This window comes from Yersinia aldovae ATCC 35236 (assembly GCF_000173735.1).
GTDB lineage: Bacteria > Pseudomonadota > Gammaproteobacteria > Enterobacterales > Enterobacteriaceae > Yersinia > Yersinia aldovae.
Map to the genome: position 1 here is coordinate 115,793 of NZ_ACCB01000006.1, position 22,015 is coordinate 137,807.

Sequence of the window (22,015 nt, forward strand, 5' to 3'; positions counted from 1 at the left end):
TTAAGTAATAATTAAACCCTGCCATTAATTTTGCGGGGTTATTCCGTTTAAAAAAAAGCCATTTAAAACAATCAATTGATCAGCATCACAAATAACCACTAGCTTATAAAATATATCACCAACAAAGACATGGATCACAAAAATAATTATTTATATAAATAGAATATAAAGCCACATTAAATGAAACGCTGTTTCTTTTATGTGGGTGATTGCTTCTAATGCGTATGTTGATTTTTTATAAACTTGTTAAAAATAATTGTATATACCCTAAATAATTCGATTTTCAGGAAGATGGCAAGCGAGAAAACAATTGAGCGTAGCCAACACACATGCAGCTTGAAGTATTACGGGTATAAATAAACATAACCCTGGGATTGTATAAAGAATGAAATTTAAATTACTTACTCTGGCAATGGCCTCTGTTATTAGTTTTAGCTCTGTTGCAACAACTATTGACTATCGACATGAAATGAAAGACACCAGTAAATCGGATCATAAAGATCGTTTACTGTTTTCTAACCGCTTTGCTAATGGTTTTGGTTTATCTCTGGAAGGGAAATGGGGCCAACACAGCTCGGATACCACGCCGAATAAACCTTTCAATGAACAAGTCAGTAATGGTACCGAAGTGGTTGCCAGCTACGTCTACCCATTTAATAAAACATTCCAAATTGAACCGGGCTTCTCATTAGAGTCTTCTTCTGACACTAACAACTACCGTCCCTATCTGCGGGGCAAAGTCGCCTTCACTGATGATTTCTCAACATCACTGCGTTACCGCCCATATTACAAACGCAACCAACCCGCTCAGACTAAGAATACAGAGAAAGGCCATGAATTCACGATGCTCTTCGCCTACAGCTTCTTGAAAAACTATTCCGCGGAATATGAATTGAACTACAAGAAATCTGAAGACGAAATTCTGTCAAATAATGAAAAAGACGAATGGACTCATGATCTGAAGATTGCCTACAAATGGGATAAAAACTGGAAACCTTATGTCGCTATCGGCAACGTCGCGGGCAGCAAGACCACGGACGAACGCCAAACTCGTTACCGTGTCGGTATGCAGTATAGCTGGTAATCACCAACACAGCAGTTATGTCGTTAATTCAATAATGCAGTTAATAGTAAAAGTACCCTCATCATTATTTGTTAAGTTATGCCTATAATCTATTTTGGGGAAGCGCTGACGCTCAGTCACTCTTCCCCCTTTTTTGGATAGTCTAACAACCCCCACCAACACCGATTCACTTAACTTACCTTACACTTATCCGTGCAGCACGCTTGGTATAACCCCGTATATTTTCATACTAAATAGTTATCTTAATCTCATCACTCTCAAGCAGAGAAAAATGAGACATTTAGTTACAGCGTAACGGCTATTCATACCAAGAGAAATCTCATATACTGGATAAATCAACAGCTACAAATTCGGAATATAAGTATGACAGGGGAAGGACACCTTATTTTTTCTGTCGCCTGCGTTATTTTTGCCAAAAAAGTCGGGCTAACACCGGAATTGGCACATGGCGATTGGTGGCACATTATCCCAGGCGCCCTGTTGACCTCCCTGCTGCCAGATATTGACCACCCAAAGTCAATCCTTGGTCAGCGGCTAAAGTGGATTTCAACGCCGATTGCCCGCGCATTTGGACATCGCGGGTTTACCCATAGCCTATTGGCGGTGATCGGCGGAATTGCGCTTTTTCACATGGATATTTCACGCGACTGGATTATTCCCGCAGATGTATTCCATGCCATGATTATTGGATATTTCAGTCATCTTCTGGCTGATATGATCACCCCGGCTGGCGTCCCTCTACTGTGGCCATGTCGCTGGCGTTTCTGTATTCCGCTATTACGTCCACAAAAAGGCAATCAATTAGAACGCGTATTATGTGTTTTATTAGTTTGTTTTTCCGTCTACTGGCAGACCGATACCACCATCCCGCTCCTCTCTTATGTGGAACAATTGAAAAATTTTAGATTTTGATCACATTTTAACGAGCAAATAAACATCAGCCTGAGTGTATTTCATACAAATAATTGAAAATAATTATATAGAATTCTTTTTGGATATAAGAGAGCCTGCTAATGAACTGCTACCATACGCAGCTTAAATGCACCACCGTATCTGGCTGCCTGTACATATAATAGAAATAGAATACGCAGCCGGTACTCGACATATTAATTTGGAGATTTGGGGATGAACCTACCGCTTGTCATTAACGTGCTGGTATTTGTGGCACTGCTACTGCTATTGGCACAAACTCGTCATAAGCAATGGAGTTTAGCCAAAAAGGTATTAGCTGGTTTGGTATTAGGTGTGCTGTTTGGTTTGGCGCTGCAAGGAATCTACGGTGCTGACAATCCAGTGCTAAAAGAATCCATCACCTGGTTTAATATTGTGGGTAACGGTTATGTGCAACTGTTGCAAATGATTGTGATGCCACTGGTCTTCGCCTCCATTTTGAGTGCGGTTGCTAAACTGCATAACGCCTCTTCTTTGGGAAAAATCAGCCTATTAAGCATCGGTACTTTGCTCTTCACCACCATGATTGCGGCATTAGTCGGTGTGCTAGTCACAAATCTGTTTGGCCTGACGGCTGACGGCTTAGTACAAGGCACACAAGAGACAGCACGGTTGAGTGCGATTGAGAGCAATTATCTGGCTAAAGTAACTGACCTGACAGTTCCACAGCTAATTTTATCCTTTATTCCCAAAAACCCATTTGCCGATCTGACCGGTGCCAGCCCTACGTCAATCATCAGCGTGGTGATTTTTGCTACCTTCCTCGGTATTGCATCATTGCAATTACTGAAAGATGACGTGGAGAAAGGTCAGCGCGTGCTAGTCGCCATTGACACACTACAAGCTTGGGTGATGAAGTTGGTACGTCTGGTGATGAAACTGACCCCGTATGGCGTATTGGCATTGATGACCAAAGTGGTTGCAGGTTCTAACATTCAGGACATCATTAAACTGGGCAGTTTTGTCGTAGCGTCATACCTCGGTCTGGCGATTATGTTTGTCGTTCATGCCGTACTGCTCTCTTTCACTGGTATCAACCCACTGAAATTTTTCCGCAAGGTGTGGCCCGTATTGACGTTCGCATTTACCAGCCGCTCCAGTGCTGCCAGTATCCCATTGAACGTAGAAGCGCAAACCCGCCGATTAGGGGTGCCTGAGTCAATCGCCAGCTTCTCCGCCTCCTTTGGTGCCACCATCGGCCAGAATGGTTGTGCTGGCTTGTATCCGGCAATGTTAGCCGTTATGGTTGCCCCAACGGTGGGTATCAACCCACTTGACCCAGTCTGGATTGCCACGCTGGTCGGTATTGTTACCGTTAGTTCGGCTGGTGTTGCAGGTGTTGGCGGTGGCGCGACCTTCGCAGCATTGATTGTATTGCCCGCGTTGGGCTTACCGGTCACTCTGGTTGCCTTGCTTATCTCGGTTGAACCACTGATTGATATGGGCCGTACCGCATTGAATGTCAGCGGTTCAATGACCGCCGGTACTATTACCAGCCAATTAATGAAGCAAACAGATAAAGATATTCTTAACAGCGATGATGATGGCGATTTAGTCCATCAGTAATTACCACTCGTTAGCGTGATAATGTAAAAAAGCCCGTCATTTGTGACGGGCTTTTTGTTTTTAAAGAATGGTCACCGAAATCGAAATACAGCTAACATACCGCGTCTTCACGGATTAAGGGGACGGTACTTTTCAACCAATGCCAAGGCAATAGCTTCTGTTTCCACATCCGGCACACCACTGAAATCGGCTGCCCTGAAGTGCATTTGGAATGCTTTGATAACCTGACGGGTTTCATCGTCTAATTCGCCACTTTGTGGAATTTGGTAGCCATAGCGGGCAAGTGCTTGCTGAATAACCTCAACAGAAGCCATATCCTGCTTGTTCCGTCCACCAATATACTGAGCTACAGTGGCGTCATCTGGCCAGGCACCCACACCTTGTTCAGCCAAGCGTTTCCAGGGAAATAGTGGGCCTGGGTCTGATTTTCTCATTGGCGCAATATCACTGTGGGCAACCACAGCAGTCGGCTCAATATTATAACGCTGTATAATGTCTTTGCTGAGCCGCTCAATCAATTCAATCTGAGATTCGTTGTAAGGATACCACTCTCGCCTCAACATCCCCTCAGTGAAGCCCTTATTGACGATTTCAATGCCTATCGAGGTATCATTGAGGCTACTCCGCCCTTGCCAGTTACTCACCCCTGCATGCCAGGCACGCTGTTCTTCAGGAACCAATTGCAATACAACGGGCTTCCCCCCACGTTGGCAGGATGTGTTGTTACCAGATAATGCGCACTAACATCGCCCTGCGTCAGTAATCTTAGCGATTCTGCGTCATCGGTTGCTGTGTAATGAAGAACTAGAAAGCGCACCCGCTCGTTTTTGGCAACGGAAGGATAGTGGGTATCAATCTTATACTCGCCACGATCAATCAATTTATTCGAGCCATTGTTGTTTGAACTGCTACAGCCAGCCAACAGCAGTAATAGCCCTGAGCCTAATAACGTTTTTATGCTTAATAGCGTCCGCATCATCTTTCTCCCTATATGGTTAAGCACAGTTATAGTGACTCACCTGAACTAAATGAACTATCAACGATACGTTTAAATAATCTCTAATAAGAAACGGCTCCTGATGAGGAGCCGTTAATGACAATGTCCAATAACGATATATTATTGGCCCTATCTCATAAATCATTTATCAGAAGGGATAATCGCGATAACCCATTTGTTCTGAGATACGACGAGCGGCGCGATGCAACGATTTCACCACATCGCTCTTGTTGTCTTCAGAAAAGCGCAACGTTGGGTATGAAATACTTAATCCTGCAATGACCACCCCGAAACGGTCGAAAACAGGCACGGCAATACAACGCAAGCCTTCTTCCTGTTCTTCGATATCTTCGCCGAAACCTTGCTCACGAACCTGATCTAACACCGGCAACAGGTCGGCGGCACTTCTCAGCGTATGCGGCGTGCTATTGGTAAATTCAATATGTGACAAAATCGCTTCAACTTCAGCCCGGTCATGCCATGCCAATAACACTTTACCGATAGCGGTGCTGTGCAGCGGGTTACGGCGACCAATACGTGAATGCATCCGTAGGTTATACATAGAATCAATTTTATGGATATAAACGATGCTATCTTCATCTAATGCGCCCAAGTGAATAGTTTCACGGGTTTCATTCGATAGCTCTCGCATTTGAATATCAGCACTGCGAATCAAGTCTACATTTTGTAAAGACTTAGCACCCAATTCAAACAATTTCAACGTGAGTGAATACTTCTCTGATTGGGGGTCCTGTGCCACATAGCCCAGGGTTTTCATCGTTTGGAGAAAGCGGTAAACGGTACTTTTAGCCATCATTACACGGTGAGAAAGCTCGGTAATACCGATGTCCCGTTCTTCGCCCAATGCTTGTAAAATGCCAAAAATCTTTAGAACCGATGAAACCGCATCGGGCTGTTTATCTTTATCTTTATCTTTATCTGCAATCGCCATTTTTGCTTACCCTACTCAGTTTTCTGTATTTCATAAAACAGTATGTTTTAAAAAAAATAGAACAGTGGTTTCATTGTAAATGGAAGTTGCAATACTGCGCAATAAACAATGTAAATAATTGGCTAAAAGCGTTTCAGACGGCAAATTAGCCTCTCTCCAAGCGCGAGGCTAATGCAAGATTCAGCTATTGCCAGACAGATTCAGGCAATGTGGCCAAATAGAGTGCCGGTTTGCCGTGAACATCTGACGTAAAGAGAACTTGTTTATCATCAGGTGTAAAGGAAGGATGTGGATGGGTGACCTGCCGATCACCTTCAAATACTTGCCATGAGGTGTCATGACGGGCAACGCGGTGCTGAGTGCCATTCTTCATATTAAACACATACAGGAAAGGATCATTTTCGATCTTATAACCGCTATCGTCTTGTACATCGACCGGCGCATCAGAGCCGTCGCCTACCATCAGTGAACCGTCATAGTTACTCATCAGATGAGAACAGGCGGGCATTGAGGTTAACTGACGGTTTTCCAGCGTCACCGGATCAGCGCTGTAGATAAAACGCTCTGGGCTGCCTTTCAGATAGGAGACATAGACCAGCGCGGAGCCATCTGGCACCCAGAATTCATGGGTACAACTTTCACCTTCCGCATGAGTCTTCACTTTACGCATGTTGCTGCCATCTTCATTGATCAACCACATACGTGCATCGACCAGATCGTGTGGCCCTTCATGGCAAAATGCCACGGTGCTGTCATCATATGGGCGATAAATAGGATGACCGAGCCATTGATTCTCTTGCAGAATGACCGCTGACTCGCCGGTTTTCAAATCAACACGCATCAAGCGGCAGCAGGGGTTTGTGAAATAAAACGCGTGGAATTTCTTCCAGTCGGTCAACGGCTCCCAATCTTCTCGTTTAATTTCAATACCGACCAATTTGGTGCAATCGGAATTAGCCACCCAAGTCCCGTAACCGACCCACGCATCCGGCACCTGATACACCACACTCTCTTCCAATGTGGCAAGGTCAACACGCATCAGGTTTCGGCCATCTTTGACATAAAACAATGCATCATCTTGCGGTGACAAAAAACCACCAAAGGTATTGTCACCATGCCCTTCGGTCAGTTGAGTGGCAACCTGGGTGGTAAGATCCAGCAAGTAATAGTTCCACGGGCCATCAAAAGCGCCACCAAACAGCAACTTGCTGCCGTCGCGGGTGAAACACTTTTGATAGAAATAATTACGGTGGCATGTCACCTCAGGAGGGGTTAGTCGTGTAACCTGTACACCGGTAGAGGCATCCTGGTAGGTGTGAAATGTCAGGGGGATTTGTTTACCTTTGGCCATCCGGAAAGTCCTTAAATCGTCAGAAAATTAAAATTTGCCCGTAGGCTAACCTGTTTGGCTAATACCATCTCACATTATAGAAACCGCGTTTTATTTTTCCGTGATCATGGTTCTACTTTTACTGATTATCTTAAATTACTGTCGTTATCAGGCTGTTAATCTGCTTTCGCACTTAACGTTAGCTTGCGGTTTAGCGCGAGTATGACCAACAAATGATGCAATCACCCACAATACTCGTTAGCATATAAATACTTTCCTACATGACTATTTTATAGGTAAATGCCTATGACCTCCCCTGTACCCGATGGCTTACCCGTTCCTCAACGTTATGCCGCAATACTGGTTATCGCTCTGGGGATTACCATTGCGGTATTGGACGGCACAATTGCCAACGTGGCACTGCCAACCATAGCCCGTGACCTCAATGCCAGCCCGGCGACATCTATCTGGGTGGTCAATGCCTATCAGTTAGCCATTACTATCTCATTGCTGTCGATGGCCTCTTTGGGCGACATTATTGGCTACCGGCGGGTATATCAGGCCGGCTTGCTGGTATTCAGTATCACGTCGCTGTTTTGCGCGCTATCGGATTCATTATGGACACTGACATTCGCCCGTGTGCTACAAGGGTTTGGTGCCGCTGCATTGATGAGCGTGAATACTGCGCTGATTCGTATTATTTATCCCCGCGCACAACTGGGCCGCGGCATCGCTATCAACTCGGTGATTGTTGCCGTCTCTGCGGCGGCTGGCCCGACTATCGCCTCCGCCGTATTAGCGGTTGCCTCCTGGCAGTGGCTGTTTGCCATTAACGTACCGATTGGGCTACTGGCATGGGGGCTTGGCATGAAATACTTGCCCGCCAACAGTAGCAAAAGCAACGGTAATCACTTCGATTTTACCAGTTGTATTATGAATGCCCTGACCTTTGGCCTGCTGATCACCGCGATTAGTGGTTTTGCTCAGGGGCAAAGCCCGACGCTGATTGCCGCTGAAATTGTCGCGTTGCTACTGATCGGTTTCTTCTTTGTACGCCGTCAACTCAGCCAACCCTTCCCACTGCTGCCGGTTGATTTGCTGCGAATCCCCATTTTTGCGCTGTCGATTGGCACCTCAATTTGCTCTTTCGCCGCACAAATGCTGGCGATGGTGTCACTGCCCTTCTTCTTACAAACCGTGTTAGGCCGTGATGAGGTGGCAACCGGCTTGCTATTGACGCCGTGGCCACTGGCAACCATGGTCGTCGCACCGATAGCCGGGCGATTAGTCGAACGCTATCATGCAGGATTATTGGGAGGAATTGGTTTGGCGGTCTTTGCCAGCGGGTTGTTCCTGCTCGCGCTTTTGCCTGCCAACCCAAGTGATGCGGATATTATCTGGCGAATGATCCTGTGTGGCGCAGGCTTTGGGTTATTTCAGGCGCCCAATAACCACACCATTATCTCCGCAGCCCCCCAACACCGCAGTGGTGGTGCCAGTGGCATGTTGGGTACCGCCCGTTTATTGGGGCAAACCTCGGGTGCCGCATTGGTGGCATTGATGTTTAATCTATTCTCAACCAGTGGCACTCATGCTTCTCTGGTGCTGGCTGGCTGCTTTGCCAGTATCGCCGCATTGGTCAGCGTGCAGCGCGTGACACAAAAACGCAGTTAAAACGCAAAACCCCGCCGTAGCGGGGGTTTTGTTTCGTACCGTCACTGCCGTTATTTCAGATACTCACCCGAACGCAGCGCTTCGATACGTTTATCCAATGGCGGATGTGACATAAACAGCTCGCTGAATGTCTTGGATTTACCATTAATACAGAAAGCCATCATGCTGCCTGCTTCCTGTGGCTCATAGCTGGTTTTCAGCCGTTGCAGCGCGGCTATCATCTTCTCGCGCCCCACCAACCTTGCAGAACCGGCATCGGCATGGAATTCACGGTGACGTGAGAACCACATGGTAATAATGCTGGCCAGAATACCAAACACCAATTCCAACACCATAGAAACTGCGAAATAGACCATTGGGTTACCAGAACTGCTCTCTTCACCGTCACGATCACCGGACAAGAAGCCTGCGGCCACTTGTGCAATCAAGCGTGAAATGAAGATCACAAAGGTATTCACAACGCCCTGAATCAACGTCATGGTCACCATATCACCATTCGCTATATGGCTAATTTCATGGGCGATAACGGCTTCAGCCTCATCACGGCTCATATTTTGCAATAAACCGGTACTGACCGCCACCAATGAGGCATCACGGCGAGCACCGGTTGCGAAAGCATTGATATCCGGCGCTTGATAAACCGCTACCTGCGGCATGGCAATACCCGCCTGCTGAGACTGGCGGCGTACCGTTTCCAGTAACCAGCGTTCGGTTTCATTGCGTGGCTGTTCAATCACTTCACCGCCAACCGAACGCAGAGCCATCCATTTGGACATCAGCAACGAAACAAATGCGCCGCCGAAACCAAACAGACCCGCCATAATCATCAGCCCCTGCACACTACTGGACTGAATACCTGTCAGGCTTAGTACCAACCCGAACACCAACATAACCGCCAGGTTGGTGACAAGGAACAGAGCGATACGCATCATAAAAATTTATTTCCTTATTTTGTTAAATCAAATTTGTGTTAAGTCAAATTTGCAGTGAGTCAAAATGACACTAAATCGACATCATGACTTCGCTAAATTACTGCTGAGATACGCTGATCGTATGGGCATCTGATAAATTTTCAAGGCTTGTTAAGTGCTAAGCGGGTAAATCAACATAACTTTACAAATTTGGATACTTTCCATTACATATATTGCTATTTTTTCACCAATCGATAAATTCGGCGATGAAAAGCGGGCAAAAAAAAATCCGAGCTATTTATAGCCCGGACTCTTCATATCATTGGCAGAATTACTTGGCGGTGGTTGCCGTCGCAGCCGGGCTTACCGCTTGCGGTTCAACCTGTGGCTGCGCCTTTTCCTGATTCGCTAAATCCAGTGCAATATGCACTGTTTCATCCAGATAAGGGTCTGGCTCCTGATAGTCTTTTGGCAAATCGTCCAATGACTTCAGTGGCTTTTTACCTTCACGTTTAAAGCGCTCATTTAAGCGATTTAGCCGCGTGGCATCATCATCATGATTCTCTTTCTCACGCTGTGCGTAGTTGAGAGAGACGATGTTTTTCTTATCTTTCATTGCCTTATAACGTTCAATGTCTTGCTGAATATGCTGGAACTCAGCATTAGCCGCAATGCGCGCGGCATGTGCTTTTAGCAATGCCGGTTCAAACGGTTTCAGTGAGCCAGACTTGGTATAGCTGGCCGCATTGATGCTGTCCCAAGGCAGGGCATTATCTTCAAAACTTTCACCGGTTTCAGCCGGATCGACGCCGGTTGGCATCACAATATCTGGCACCACACCTTTACGTTGGGTACTGCCACCATCTACCCGATAGAATTTCTGGATAGTGTATTGCAGTGATCCCAGCGCTGGCCATTCAGGGCGCAGCATTTGATCGTAAATACGGTTGAGTGAACGATACTGTTGCACCGTACCTTTACCGAAGGTTGGCTCACCAACAATCAATGCACGACCATAATCTTGCATTGCCGCAGCAAAAATCTCAGAAGCAGAGGCACTGTAGCGGTCAACCAACACCACCAGCGGGCCTTTGTAATACACCACGCCGTCAGTATCGCTGTCTTCGCGCACTTTGCCATTGTTATCCCGCACCTGAACCACCGGGCCACTGGGAATAAATAAGCCGGAAAGTGAAACCGCTTCAGTCAATGCTCCGCCGCCATTACTGCGCAGGTCAATGATAATGCTGCTGACATTCTGCTTTTCCAGTTTTTGCAGTTGCGCCTTAACATCTTCGGTCAGGCCAACATAGAAACCCGGTATATCCAGCACACCAACACGTTCTTTACCGATGGTTTTCACCGACATTTTTACCGCGCGGTCTTCCAGACGGATGCGTTCTCGGGTCAAAGTGACCGTGCGAGGTTTGGTTCCTTTGCCCGCTGGCAAGATTTCCAATCGCACTTTACTGCCCTTCGGCCCTTTAATCAGTGCCACAACATCATCCAGACGCCAACCAATGACATCTACCATCGGTTTGCCGGTCTGCCCAACACCAATCACCCGATCACCGACCGCGATAGTCTTGCTTTTCGCCGCTGGCCCACCAGGAACCATAGAGTTGATTAATGTGTAATCATCATCCATTTGCAGAACCGCACCAATACCTTCCAGAGACAAGCTCATTTCGGTATTAAACTGTTCAGTATTTCGCGGTGACAAGTAATTGGTATGCGGATCTATTTCATGGGCGAACGCATTCATGAACAGTTGGAAAACATCTTCACTGTTACTTTGCGTTAAACGCTTGATGGCGGCCTGATAGCGTTTCGTCAGCGTCTCTTTGATCTCTTTGTCCGTTTTACCGGTCAGTTTCAAATTGAGCTGATCGTATTTGACTTTTGCGTCCCAAAGCTGGTTCAACTCGGCTTGGCTGGTTGGCCACGGTGCCTTACCGCGATCGATATCAATGGTGTCATTACCGCTAAAGACCATTGGCCGGTCTAATACCGATAAAGCATACTGGTAGCGCTCAAAACGGCGTTTCTGCGCCAAATTGAATAACGCATACGGCGTATCTAATTGGCCGGATTTTAATTCATCGTCCAGCGAATGTTTTTTATCCGCGAACTGTGCCACATCTGATGCCAACAACACGTTATGGCTGTAATCCAGCATGTTGAGATAGCGATCAAATATTTTGGCTGAAAACTGATCGTCTAATGCAAATTGACGATAGTGAGAGCGAGTGAAGCGCGATGTTACGCGCTCACTCACGGTTGCATGCTCAGGTTCCTGACGCAGTTGAGGAAGTTGATCAATACGGTATGTCGTATCGGCTGCGTAACTCGCCCCCGCCAGTAACAAGCCTGCGATTGCTGTTAGTCTGACAAATTTGTTCATGCCTAGGTTGGCCTCCGTATCAGAACTGCAAGTGTTCTGCGCGCACAATCATCGCCAGACCGGAAGATAGCTGCACCCGTACGCCATCTTTAGCGATTTCTAATACGGTTGCGTTCATTGCGCTCTTACCTGCTCTGACTTTGATTTCTTGACCAATTTGCAGTTTAGAGATATCTGTGACCGGCACAGGGCGTAGCTGGTTTTCCTCGGCCTGTGGGCGAGGTGGCCGAGCCTGTTGCGGGCGAGGTGACTGACGAGGCTTACGGTTTTCCACAGAAGCATCCGCTTCACGACGCGGCGCAGGTTTTTTACCTGCCGGACGTGGACGACGTGGCTCTGGGGTTTCACCCGCAGCAATGGCAGCTTCGCGTTTTTTAGCTTGTTGTTCAGCACGTTGTGCCTGAACACGGGCTTTCGCCTCTTCTAGCTGTTTGCGGGCATGTTCTACATGTTGCTCTTCCAGCACACCACAAGGGTTGCCATCCAAATCAACACGTTCAGCACCGACTTTGACCCCATATAAATAACGCCAGCTAGAGGTGTAGAGACGCAGCGCAGAACGCAATTGCGTTTTGCTTAAATTCTCTTCCCCCTGAACACGCTCGACCAGATCTTGAAAAATACCGATCTTAAGTGGACGTGCTTCGCCTTCGGCGGTGAAACAAAGCGGAAACCGCTCGGCCAAAAAGGCTATGACTTCTTTACTACTGTTCAACTTAGGTTGATTTTCCATGAAATTTCCTGATTACAACGGGTTTGCCAACCAGCGCAGGCATGAACAGGCGTCATTATAATGACGCTATCAGCAATTGCCACGTTATCTGTCTATCAACTTGCAGTCTGTGTGACATATTTTGTACTGTCACAATGCTCAAGATGCTCGCAAAGCCCCGCCACGACTGAGGTTAAGCCCAATTCGTCGTCTTCATCAAAGCGATCATAAACAATGCTGTCGATATCCAAAACGCCGATAATTTCACCCTTTACCACGATTGGCAGCACAATTTCAGCATTACTGGCTGCGTCACATGCGATATGACCGGGGAATGCATGTACATCACCCACTCGCTTGACGCGATTTTCTGCCGCCGCCGACCCACACACCCCTTTCCCGATGGGAATACGCACGCAGGCGATTTTCCCCTGAAAAGGCCCCAATACTAATTGATGTCCATCCATCAAATAGAAACCTGCCCAGTTCAGCCCCTCGAGGCGCTCAAACAATAAGGCGCTGGCATTGGCCAATGTGGCAATAAAATTAGTCTCACCTGTAATCAGGGCACTCAAATCACGTTTTAATTCCGCGTAGAATTCTGCTTTTATCATGTAATGACCGTTAGAAACCCAAGAATAACCAGAGCCAATGAATAACTTAGCTCATATAAAGTAATCATTAAAACCCCTTTGCCACAAGGTTATTCAGCTATAAAGGAACAAAAGAGTTATCGACATTGGCTGTTTGGCCCGTTTTGCCCCTTGTTTTGACCGATTGCTCTGCTACCATCCGCGTTATTATTAATGAAACGGCGTCGGTGTCAGGATATAAATAATTATGAAGATACATGCCATCCAACGCCCACTCTCCACCGCCAGAGTTCAGCGATGCTGTGAATGCGACGCGCTGTTTACATTACCGGCGCTCAATAGCAGGCAAACGGCGCATTGCCCGCGATGCAGTGCGAAAATCACCAGTGGCCGCGACTGGTCACTCACCCGCCTGACCGCAATGGCTGTCGCTATGCTGCTGCTGATGCCATTTGCATTTACCGAACCCCTGATCACTATTCGTCTGCTGGGTACGCGCATTGATGCCAGCCTGCTGGAAGGCATTTGGCAAATGAGCCGTCAGGGTGGCCCCATTACCGCCAGCATAGTGGCTTTCTGTGTGCTCGGCGCGCCCATCACGCTGACGGTTTCTATTCTCTATTTGCGGATTGGCAGCCGGATTGGGATGAACCTGCGCCCGATTCTACTGATGCTGGAACGGCTGAAAGAATGGGTCATGCTGGATATCTACTTAATTGGTATGGCGGTGGCCTGTATCAAGGTTAAGGACTACGCCGACATTATGCCCGGTGGCGGCTTGATTGCGTATCTGGCACTGACATTGCTCAGTATCCTGACCTTAGTTCACCTTAACCTCGAGCAGCTATGGGCGCGTTTTTATCCGCAGGAACAGCTCCCCGGCCCACGGGAGACATTGCGAGTTTGTCTGTCATGCCACTATACCGGCCACGCCGATGGACGCGGGCGCTGCCCACGCTGCCATACCCCCTTGCGCCACCGTCGCCGCCGCAGCATCCAAAAAACCTGGGCGGCATTGATTGCCTCTATCGTGTTATTACTGCCCGCGAATCTACTGCCAATATCCATCGTTTATGCTAACGGCACACGCATGGAAGACACTATTTTTCCGGTGTGGTTTCGCTGGCGACCTCGGGCAACCTGCCGATTGCCGCAGTGGTATTTATTGCCAGTGTACTGGTACCCTTTACCAAAATCATTGTCTTAATAACATTACTGTTGAGTATTCATTTAAAGACACAGCACAGCTTGAAAACCCGTATGCGCTTGCTACGACTGATTACCTGGATTGGCCGCTGGTCAATGTTGGATCTGTTCGTGATTGCGCTCATGATGTCGCTGATTAATCGCGATCAGCTCCTTTCCTTTACTATGGGGCCGGCAGCCTTCTATTTTGGGTCTGCGGTCATTTTGACTATCCTTGCTGTTGAATGGCTGGATAGCCGATTGATTTGGGATGCACATGCAACAGGAAACGCCGAGTACGCCGACTGAGGCACAGGTTAAACACAAACGCCGGATTTCACCTTTCTGGTTGCTGCCTTTTATTGCCCTGCTGATTGCCGGTTGGTTAATTTATAACAACTGGCAAGAGCGTGGGACAGAAGTCACCATTGACTTCCAATCTGCTGCCGGCATTGTCGCTGGCCGGACTCCGGTTCGCTATCAAGGGGTGGAAGTCGGTATAGTGCAATCCATCAATCTGGATGATGACCTGCGCAATATTAAAGTGACCGCCAGTATCAAGAATGATATGGAAGATTCGCTGCGCGAGGGTACTCAATTCTGGCTGGTAACCCCCAAAGCGTCGCTGGCTGGGGTTTCGGGGTTAGATGCGCTGGTAGGCGGTAACTATATCGGCATGATGCCAGGAGAAGGCAAATCGCAGAGCCATTTTACCGCATTAGATACCCAACCCAAATTTCGCCTTAATACCGGCGAGCTAATGGTTCATTTACATGCCCCGGATCTGGGGTCACTCAATAACGGCTCACTGGTTTACTACCGCAAAATCCCAGTGGGCAAAGTTTATGATTACAACATTGCCCCAGATAATAATGGCGTAGTTATTGATGTGCTGATTGACCGTCGCTTTGCCAAATTAGTCAAAAATGACACTCGCTTTTGGAATGTGTCTGGCTTTAAAGGCGATTTTAGTCTGAACGGCGCGACAGTGCAGATGGAGAGCCTGGCGGCGTTGGTTAATGGCGCGATTGCCTTTGATTCGCCGCCAGGCAGCCAGAATGCAAAACCAGACCATCCGTTCCAGCTCTACCCTGATTTGGCACACAGCCAGCGCGGTGTCGCCATCACGCTGGATTTACCCAGCGGCAATAGTCTGAACGCAGGGCGAACACCATTGATTTATCAAGGTTTGCAAGTTGGCACCCTGACCAAAATGACACTGCAACCCGACAGCAAAGTAACCGGTGAGCTGACCCTCGATCCCTCAGTGGTTGATCTTATGCGCACAGGCACCCGCATTGAGATGAACAGCCCACGTATCAGCCTTAATGATGCCAAACTGAGTGAGTTATTGACAGGCAATACTCTGGAACTGATTCCAGGTGAAGGCGAGCCACAGCAGCACTTCACCATACTGCCCAGCAGTAAAAGCCTGTTGCAGCAGCCTAATGTGCTAACGTTGCAACTAACCGCACCACAAAGTTATGGCATTGATGTCGGCCAGCCAATCTCACTGCATGGGGTTAAAATCGGTCAGGTATTAACCCGTGAGCTGACAGCAACTGGTGTCAATTTTAGCGTGGCAATTGAGGCGAATTATCGTGATCTGGTGCATAAAGACAGTAAGTTTGTCGTCAACAGCCGCCTGGATGTGAAACTCGGTATTGACGGTATTAACGTGCAAGGGGCCAGTGCTCAGGAGTGGATTGACGGCGGTATTTTGATCCTCCCGGGCAGTAAAGGGGAGGCACTGGATAAGTATCCGCTTTACAGTAACGTGGACAAAGCGACTGAAGGTATTTTAGGCAGTGCGCCCGCGACTACCCTCACCTTGACGGCCACCAACTTGCCTGATGTACAGGCCGGTTCAGTGGTGTTATACCGCAAGTTTCAGGTCGGTGAAATTACCCATATTCAGCCAAAAGCCAATGAGTTTGAGGTGCATGTGTATATTCAGCCTGAATACCGTAAGCTACTGACAGATAAAAGTATCTTCTGGGCAGAAGGTGGGGCGAAAGTGCAACTGAACGGCAGTGGGTTAACGGTTCAGGCCGCGCCGCTGAACCGTGCGTTAAAAGGTGCCATCAGTTTCGACAATCTGGAAGGCGTTACATTAGATAAAGGTGCCAAACGCACTCTTTATAGTAATGAAACGGCCGCCCGCGCTGTCGGCAGCCTGATAATATTACGCACCTTCGATGCCAGCAAATTGGCCGCAGGAATGCCAATTCGCTATCTGGGTATCAATATCGGTCAGGTTGAATCATTGAAACTGGCACCAGAGCGCAATGAGGTATTGGCCAAAGCGGTGCTGTACCCTGAGTATGTGCAGAGCTTTGCACGGGCAGGGACTCGCTTCTCCATCGTGTCACCTGAAATTTCCGCAGCCGGAGTCAATAATCTGGATACGCTGTTCCAACCCTATATCAATGTTGAACCGGGTAAAGGTGACACAGTGCGCTCATTTGAGCTACAAACCGCCACCATTACTGACTCCCGCTATCTCGATGGCCTCAACATCATTCTGGATACCGCAGAAGCAGGATCGTTACAGGTCGGTACGCCAGTGTTGTTCCGTGGGCTAGAAGTGGGGACAGTGACCGGATTTAACCTGGGTGCCATGTCTGATCGCGTGCAGGTATCAATCCGTATCAGCCAGAAGTTTCAGCAATTGGTGCGGCAAAATAGCGTCTTCTGGCTGGCATCGGGCTATAACCTGGAGTTTGGTCTGACTGGCGGTGTGGTGAAAAGTGGCACCTTCCAGCAATTTATCCGTGGCGGAATTGCTTTTGCCACCCCACCAACCACACCATTAGCGCCGAAAGCCAGTGTCAATCAACACTTCCTGCTCAATCCGGAAGAACCTAAGGATTGGCGCAACTGGGGTACGGCTATTCCTCGTTTTTAAATCATACTCGCTTAAATCAATATTGGAGGGTAGCCGCTGGCTGCCCTCCTGATAGGTTGATAGATCCTTCCCCACCAATTATCTAAATGCTTACCACTCTATTATTTAGCCACACATTCATTATATTTCTCAGACAGACAGCTTTACATCAATAAACCCACATCATGGATATTAATTTCACTTAACTCACCGCACCGGTCAGATAACCTCGCGCTGTCAAAGCAATAAATTATATAACTAAGGATGCGACAATGAAGAAACCCTGCCTTATTTTAGGTGCGATAGTCGTACTACAGACAGTGCTTCCGGCAGAAAGTGCCAGCCCGATGACGGGAACGTTAGATTTAGCATTAACTATTATTACCGGGTGCTATATCAATGACAGCTCCACCCCAGCCGGGCTGACTAATTTAGACACGATAACCTTTTCACTTAAGTGACAAATTTGGGAACAGGGAGTCAGCAGTTTGTGCCATATCATGCCATTGTTAACCCTAATCAGTTACAACGGGAAAAGACAATGTCCGTGTAGAGCTAGAATATTAGTTTTGAGGTTAAAGTTAGTGAATTACCGTTACCACATATCAATTTATCAATAAGTTAGCGGCTGGTTTCACTGTTTGTTTTTATCATTACATTGATCTTGTAACATTAAAAAATAACTTATAGATAAGAAAAATCCGATTGAGCTGTACTAAATCTATCCCTGTTATACAATCTGCGGGCTTAAATAATAGCCGACATATTTCTACCTAAGGAAAGCCGTGATTAAACAGGAGTGGACATCATGACTGATTGCGATAATCGAGAAAGCTCATCTGATATTAGTTTATTAGATGAGATGAATAGCTTGCGGGATATCATCGAAAACAACTCAGACTGGATCTGGGAAGTCAATGCTGCGGGTCGCTACACATTCTCATCCGCAAGATCTATTGAGCTGCTTGGTCGCCATCCTCATGAAGTGGTCGGCAAAACCCCGTTTGATTTCATGCCAGACGATGAAGCAAAGCGGTTAAAGCAAATCTTCGCCGATATTACCACAGCACGCATCCCTTTCGCTGGTCTACAAAACCGCAATATTCGGGCCGATGGCAGTGAAGTGCTGGTCGAAACCAGCGGCATCCCCTTGTTTGATGAAAGCGGTACTTTCAAAGGTTATCGAGGGATTGACCGCAACCTAAGTAATTTGCCCTATAACGCAGGCAAACGTCTGTTTGAACTGGAATCGATTTACTCTAACGCCCCTGCGGGTCTGTGCTTTATCGATATCAGCCTGCGCTATGTTACTGTTAACGATTATCTTGCTGAATTATTAGGGAAAAATACGCTAGCGGTCAATGGCCGAAAAGTGGCTGACTTTTTACCCAGTATTGTGCCTATCTTGCAAAGTGCCCTGTTAAAAGCCTACTGCAATGACACCATTGCGGATGCTGAGTTTCAGATACCGGATAAGAAACGGGTATTTTTCATGCGGATCAATGCGGCCCGATATCCCAACGGCCAGGTCAGTGGGCTGTCCGTCGCCATGATTGATATCTCCCCGTTAAAAGAGCTGGAAGCAAAACTGCGCAGCAGCAAACAACATTACCGCAATATGGTCGAACTGAACCCACAGATCCCCTGGACCGCCTCCCCCGACGGCATGATTACCGATGTCAGTTCGCGTTTTGAAAAAATCACCGGTCTGACGCGCGAAGAAGCACTGGCAGATAAATGGCTTAGAACAATCCATATGGATGACCGCCACCCGACGCTGGTCAGTTGGGAGCATTCACTGCAAACACACCACCCTTTGGATGTTGAAATTCGCTTTTGTCATGTGGAAAAAGGCTGGAACTGGATGCGCATTCGTGCGGTTCCCAGTGTAGATGAAGACGGCAATGTCTTGTGTTGGTATGGCACTGCTGAGGATATACACGAGCGAAAATTACTTGAGCTTAAACTGGTTAAAGCCAATCGGCGTCTGGAAATTCAGGCCAGAACCGACTCACTCACCAAATTACCTAACCGCCGCGAGTTCAAAAAGGTACTGGCCCACGAGTTTATGCGCGCAAAACGTTCAAACTCACCCTTGGCCATTTTAATGATTGATATTGACTATTTTAAGAACTTCAATGATTGCTATGGACATATCTCTGGCGACGCTTGTTTAAGATTGGTCGCACGAGCATTACGTAAATCATTAAAACGGAGTACTGACATTGTAGCCCGTTATGGTGGTGAAGAGTTTGCTGCTATCTTGCCAGATACAGACCAGAACGGTGCCAACCTGGTCGCGGAGCACATTTTGCAATCTATCCGCGCAATGGGTATCAAGCACGGCGACAGTAAATTCCGCAAAGTGACCATCAGCCTCGGCGTGACGGTCTACCAATCCCGCAGTCATTGCACTGTTACTGATCAGGCTGATTTGGTGCAGGCAGCCGATCAGGCACTTTATTACTCCAAAAAGAACGGGCGGAATCAATTTAATGTGGTAGAACTGCCCTGTTAATAAGTGCTACAACAACGTATCACCACACGCTTTTTAACGCCATCCTCTGGCACTTTTTTTTAGCTCAGCTATTCTCAATAAGGCGACCTTTCTGGTCATACCTCCTACCACTTTTGTCAGTAAGGAGTCTTTATGGGAAAAACAGTAGTAAAAATCAGAAGTTTCGAAGTTGATGATGCGGAATTATCTTCTGTACCCGCTAAAGGCGAGAATACCCTCAGTATTCCCTGCAAATCAGATCCTGACTTGTGTATGCAGTTGGACGGATGGGATGAACATATCAGTATTCCAGCCATCTTAGATGGTCAGGACAAGCTATTGTATAAAAAGCATTATGATCAACACAAGGATGCCTGGGTAATGAGGGTTACCTGATTGCAGCAACAAGAAGATCCGTCAACCCATAGTTACAAATTATGAGTGACGGTTTCTTCTATTAGAATTTGATAATGCAATGCGGGGAAACGGGTAATAACTCTCGATATTCGCCCAACAGTCAGAACGTTTCTAATACTTTGAACTGCATACAAATCAGCATCATATCAGGGGAAAACAACTCGTACTCCTCAAAAAAACACTGATGTGTTTTACGCCAATAAGTCAAGGTTAGATCGCCCTCACCTTCGGCCAAAGCATGAGCTTCATCGACCTGATCAAAGGTCTTTAGCTCTACCTCAGTAAGTTCCACTGCGCAGGCGGGTTCATTGCGACCATTGACCACGACAAAAACATCACCCACTTGCGGCACACCATCTTCATCCAGCGCGGCACAGGTCGCCGTTTTCGTGCCATCCAATACCCGTGCCAGTAAATCATCAGCAACCCGTTCAGTATCACCAAATGCCCAACGCTCGGCGTTTTCATATTTTTGTGGGATTATTGCCATAAGTTCGTTATTCCTATTCGTAATATTATTGATGCAGCGCATACTACACTTTATCTTAACCGACACGAACTGACTAACGCTCGCATCTGAATAAATTTCCGCTACTCTATCCAGAGGCATTGGCATTAAAACCAATCGGGCAATAATATCAAAGCCAAGAATGCTATAAAGGCTGCAATATGAAGATCGTAATAAGGACCTTATGGTGAACAAGCGCTTACATACAAAACATTGGAAAATGTTCGTGGTGTTACTTTGCATCTGCGGTGCATTGATGCTGTTACGTTGGGCATCAATGATTTTTGGCTGAAATGACCACCGTTAGCGTTTATCTTTTGGTAAAAAAGGCAACCACACTTAGGGCAAACCAACGCCGTATTTTTATGCACTTTCTCCGCACTCTGCTCAGAGGACGCACCACAATCTGGGCACTTAATTTTCACTCTGGCACTGCTGACCAATTTCCTAAAGCTATCAAGAAATGACATATACTTGCCTCTCAGTTGCACAACTTGCTTAGATTACGTTAACCGGCGGTAATAAACCGTGGGATGGTCAGCGTTTACTCAGATTATCTGTGCCAGGCCAGATTTCTATTACCGGCGAACGCCGGTTGCGTCAGAGAACGGAAAGAAACAAGCAGAAAAAGGAAAGGTACGAGGAGTCACATTCACCACGCAGCATGGCTGGCATGCTTGACGTAGTGAAGTGGTAGGCAGACTATAAGTAACCGTTTAGCTGGGATCAATGATTCCATAATTCTTGGATCAACCCTCTGACCCGAACCTTGGAAGCACCTGCAACCAGGCTGATAATACGGTTCGCACTCAATGTAGAAACATCGGTATTCCATTCGTCAAAAGAATGTTCTGCGTAGCTATCGTTGAAAACTTTTTTTATCGAGGATTCAGCTTCGGACATCTCACTGAAACTCTTAGCGTTTATAAGGCACTGAGCAATGATTGAGACTTTTTTCATGTTTTATCCTTGATTATCGGTCGCATAGTGTAGCACAATTACAGTCCCTCTGATCACATGCTGGTTAAATTGTTTTCTATGCAAGCTAACGCTCTGATAAAAAACATAATTAATTAGAATCCTCCACGTTATTCCACAATAAAAAGCACGAACCTTCGCCAATCTGCCACAAAACATTCATTAGTTATTCACAAACTGTACGTTTCTTATGCAAACTACATGCTATAGTGTAATTGCTCTGTCATGACGAAAGTTTTACCCATGTAGGCAACCGAGGTGTCAGATGATCAGCAATGTGTTCCTATATTCGCTGTTTATTATTTATATTACTGCCGCTTTAGTCGATGGCTCACTGCCCTTACTTGAGCTTATGTAAGCAGCCAATAC

The 22,015-nt window shown here is 47.0% G+C and carries 17 protein-coding genes and 3 pseudogenes; 10 read left to right on the plus strand and 10 right to left on the minus strand.

The features are described from left to right. Window positions 1-385: 385 nt before the first annotated feature. The 3 genes from YALDO0001_RS04640 to YALDO0001_RS04650 all read left to right on the plus strand — a co-directional run bounded on the left by YALDO0001_RS04640 (window position 386) and on the right by YALDO0001_RS04650 (window position 3,601). A complete protein-coding gene (locus YALDO0001_RS04640) occupies window positions 386-1,084 on the plus strand; it encodes an oligogalacturonate-specific porin KdgM family protein (RefSeq protein WP_004700371.1) in 699 nt (232 codons plus the stop codon). Between the two features lie 363 nt (window positions 1,085-1,447). Beyond that, window positions 1,448-1,996, plus strand: coding sequence for a metal-dependent hydrolase (locus tag YALDO0001_RS04645; protein ID WP_004700374.1), 549 nt, complete (start codon window positions 1,448-1,450; stop codon window positions 1,994-1,996). 213 nt (window positions 1,997-2,209) lie between these two features. Beyond that, complete coding sequence (locus tag YALDO0001_RS04650; protein ID WP_004700376.1) at window positions 2,210-3,601, plus strand: L-cystine transporter; 1,392 nt, start codon at window positions 2,210-2,212, stop codon at window positions 3,599-3,601. Between the two features lie 107 nt (window positions 3,602-3,708). On the opposite strand, the pseudogene YALDO0001_RS04655 reads toward YALDO0001_RS04650, so the two are convergent. From YALDO0001_RS04655 to ogl, 3 genes and pseudogenes are all read right to left on the minus strand, one after another. Further along, a pseudogene (locus tag YALDO0001_RS04655) lies at window positions 3,709-4,577 on the minus strand (N-acetylmuramoyl-L-alanine amidase). Between the two features lie 169 nt (window positions 4,578-4,746). Further along, window positions 4,747-5,550, minus strand: a complete 804-nt coding sequence (kdgR, locus tag YALDO0001_RS04660) for a DNA-binding transcriptional regulator KdgR (protein ID WP_004700379.1) — start codon at window positions 5,548-5,550, stop codon at window positions 4,747-4,749. A gap of 184 nt (window positions 5,551-5,734) precedes the next feature. After that, on the minus strand, window positions 5,735-6,901 hold the full coding sequence (ogl, locus tag YALDO0001_RS04665) for an oligogalacturonate lyase (protein ID WP_004700381.1): 1,167 nt from the start codon (window positions 6,899-6,901) through the stop codon (window positions 5,735-5,737). 285 nt (window positions 6,902-7,186) lie between these two features. Here ogl and YALDO0001_RS04670 point away from each other — a divergent pair, with 285 nt between their 5' ends. Further along, the gene (locus tag YALDO0001_RS04670) at window positions 7,187-8,554 is read left to right on the plus strand and encodes an MFS transporter (RefSeq protein ID WP_004700382.1); all 1,368 of its coding nucleotides are present in this window, start codon (window positions 7,187-7,189) and stop codon (window positions 8,552-8,554) included. A 50-nt stretch (window positions 8,555-8,604) separates the two neighbouring features. Here the strand turns inward: YALDO0001_RS04670 and htpX are convergent, their stop codons facing one another. From htpX to YALDO0001_RS04690, 4 genes are all read right to left on the minus strand, one after another. After that, complete coding sequence (htpX, locus tag YALDO0001_RS04675; protein ID WP_004700384.1) at window positions 8,605-9,486, minus strand: protease HtpX; 882 nt, start codon at window positions 9,484-9,486, stop codon at window positions 8,605-8,607. A 310-nt stretch (window positions 9,487-9,796) separates the two neighbouring features. Then, on the minus strand, window positions 9,797-11,869 hold the full coding sequence (prc, locus tag YALDO0001_RS04680) for a carboxy terminal-processing peptidase (RefSeq protein WP_004700386.1): 2,073 nt from the start codon (window positions 11,867-11,869) through the stop codon (window positions 9,797-9,799). A 19-nt stretch (window positions 11,870-11,888) separates the two neighbouring features. Then, window positions 11,889-12,602 carry an RNA chaperone ProQ gene (gene proQ / locus YALDO0001_RS04685; protein ID WP_004700387.1) on the minus strand — a complete coding sequence of 238 codons (714 nt, stop codon included), beginning with the start codon at window positions 12,600-12,602 and terminating at the stop codon, window positions 11,889-11,891. Window positions 12,603-12,697: 95 nt separating this feature from the next. Continuing rightward, the gene (locus tag YALDO0001_RS04690; RefSeq protein WP_004700389.1) at window positions 12,698-13,195 is read right to left on the minus strand and encodes a GAF domain-containing protein; all 498 of its coding nucleotides are present in this window, start codon (window positions 13,193-13,195) and stop codon (window positions 12,698-12,700) included. A gap of 226 nt (window positions 13,196-13,421) precedes the next feature. On the opposite strand from YALDO0001_RS04690, the pseudogene yebS reads away from it, so the two are divergent. The 5 genes and pseudogenes from yebS to YALDO0001_RS04715 all read left to right on the plus strand — a co-directional run bounded on the left by yebS (window position 13,422) and on the right by YALDO0001_RS04715 (window position 20,139). After that, a pseudogene (gene yebS / locus YALDO0001_RS04695) lies at window positions 13,422-14,668 on the plus strand (membrane integrity lipid transport subunit YebS). After that, on the plus strand, window positions 14,637-17,267 hold the full coding sequence (locus YALDO0001_RS04700) for a PqiB family protein (protein WP_042839412.1): 2,631 nt from the start codon (window positions 14,637-14,639) through the stop codon (window positions 17,265-17,267). Before yebS ends, YALDO0001_RS04700 begins: the two are co-directional and overlap by 32 nt. Window positions 17,268-17,518: 251 nt before the next feature. Beyond that, window positions 17,519-17,707 carry a hypothetical protein gene (locus YALDO0001_RS04705; protein WP_042839413.1) on the plus strand — a complete coding sequence of 63 codons (189 nt, stop codon included), beginning with the start codon at window positions 17,519-17,521 and terminating at the stop codon, window positions 17,705-17,707. A 347-nt stretch (window positions 17,708-18,054) separates the two neighbouring features. After that, window positions 18,055-19,764 carry a diguanylate cyclase gene (locus YALDO0001_RS04710; protein ID WP_042839414.1) on the plus strand — a complete coding sequence of 570 codons (1,710 nt, stop codon included), beginning with the start codon at window positions 18,055-18,057 and terminating at the stop codon, window positions 19,762-19,764. A 132-nt stretch (window positions 19,765-19,896) separates the two neighbouring features. Further along, window positions 19,897-20,139, plus strand: coding sequence for a YebV family protein (locus YALDO0001_RS04715; RefSeq protein ID WP_004700399.1), 243 nt, complete (start codon window positions 19,897-19,899; stop codon window positions 20,137-20,139). A 121-nt stretch (window positions 20,140-20,260) separates the two neighbouring features. On the opposite strand, the gene YALDO0001_RS04720 is transcribed toward YALDO0001_RS04715, so the two are convergent. Further along, window positions 20,261-20,650: an ASCH domain-containing protein gene (locus YALDO0001_RS04720; protein ID WP_004700402.1), complete on the minus strand. Its 390-nt coding sequence runs from the start codon at window positions 20,648-20,650 to the stop codon at window positions 20,261-20,263. 202 nt (window positions 20,651-20,852) lie between these two features. Between YALDO0001_RS04720 and yniD the strand changes: the two genes are divergently transcribed. Continuing rightward, entirely contained in the window at window positions 20,853-20,960 is a 108-nt protein-coding gene (gene yniD / locus YALDO0001_RS21765; protein WP_086016802.1) for a small membrane protein YniD, read from the plus strand. 79 nt (window positions 20,961-21,039) lie between these two features. Here the strand turns inward: yniD and YALDO0001_RS21570 are convergent. After that, window positions 21,040-21,138 (minus strand): annotated as a pseudogene (locus YALDO0001_RS21570) (YnfU family zinc-binding protein); the annotation flags it as partial. Window positions 21,139-21,394: 256 nt separating this feature from the next. Continuing rightward, complete coding sequence (locus YALDO0001_RS04725) at window positions 21,395-21,628, minus strand: hypothetical protein (RefSeq protein WP_025378460.1); 234 nt, start codon at window positions 21,626-21,628, stop codon at window positions 21,395-21,397. Between the last annotated feature and the right edge of the window lie 387 nt (window positions 21,629-22,015).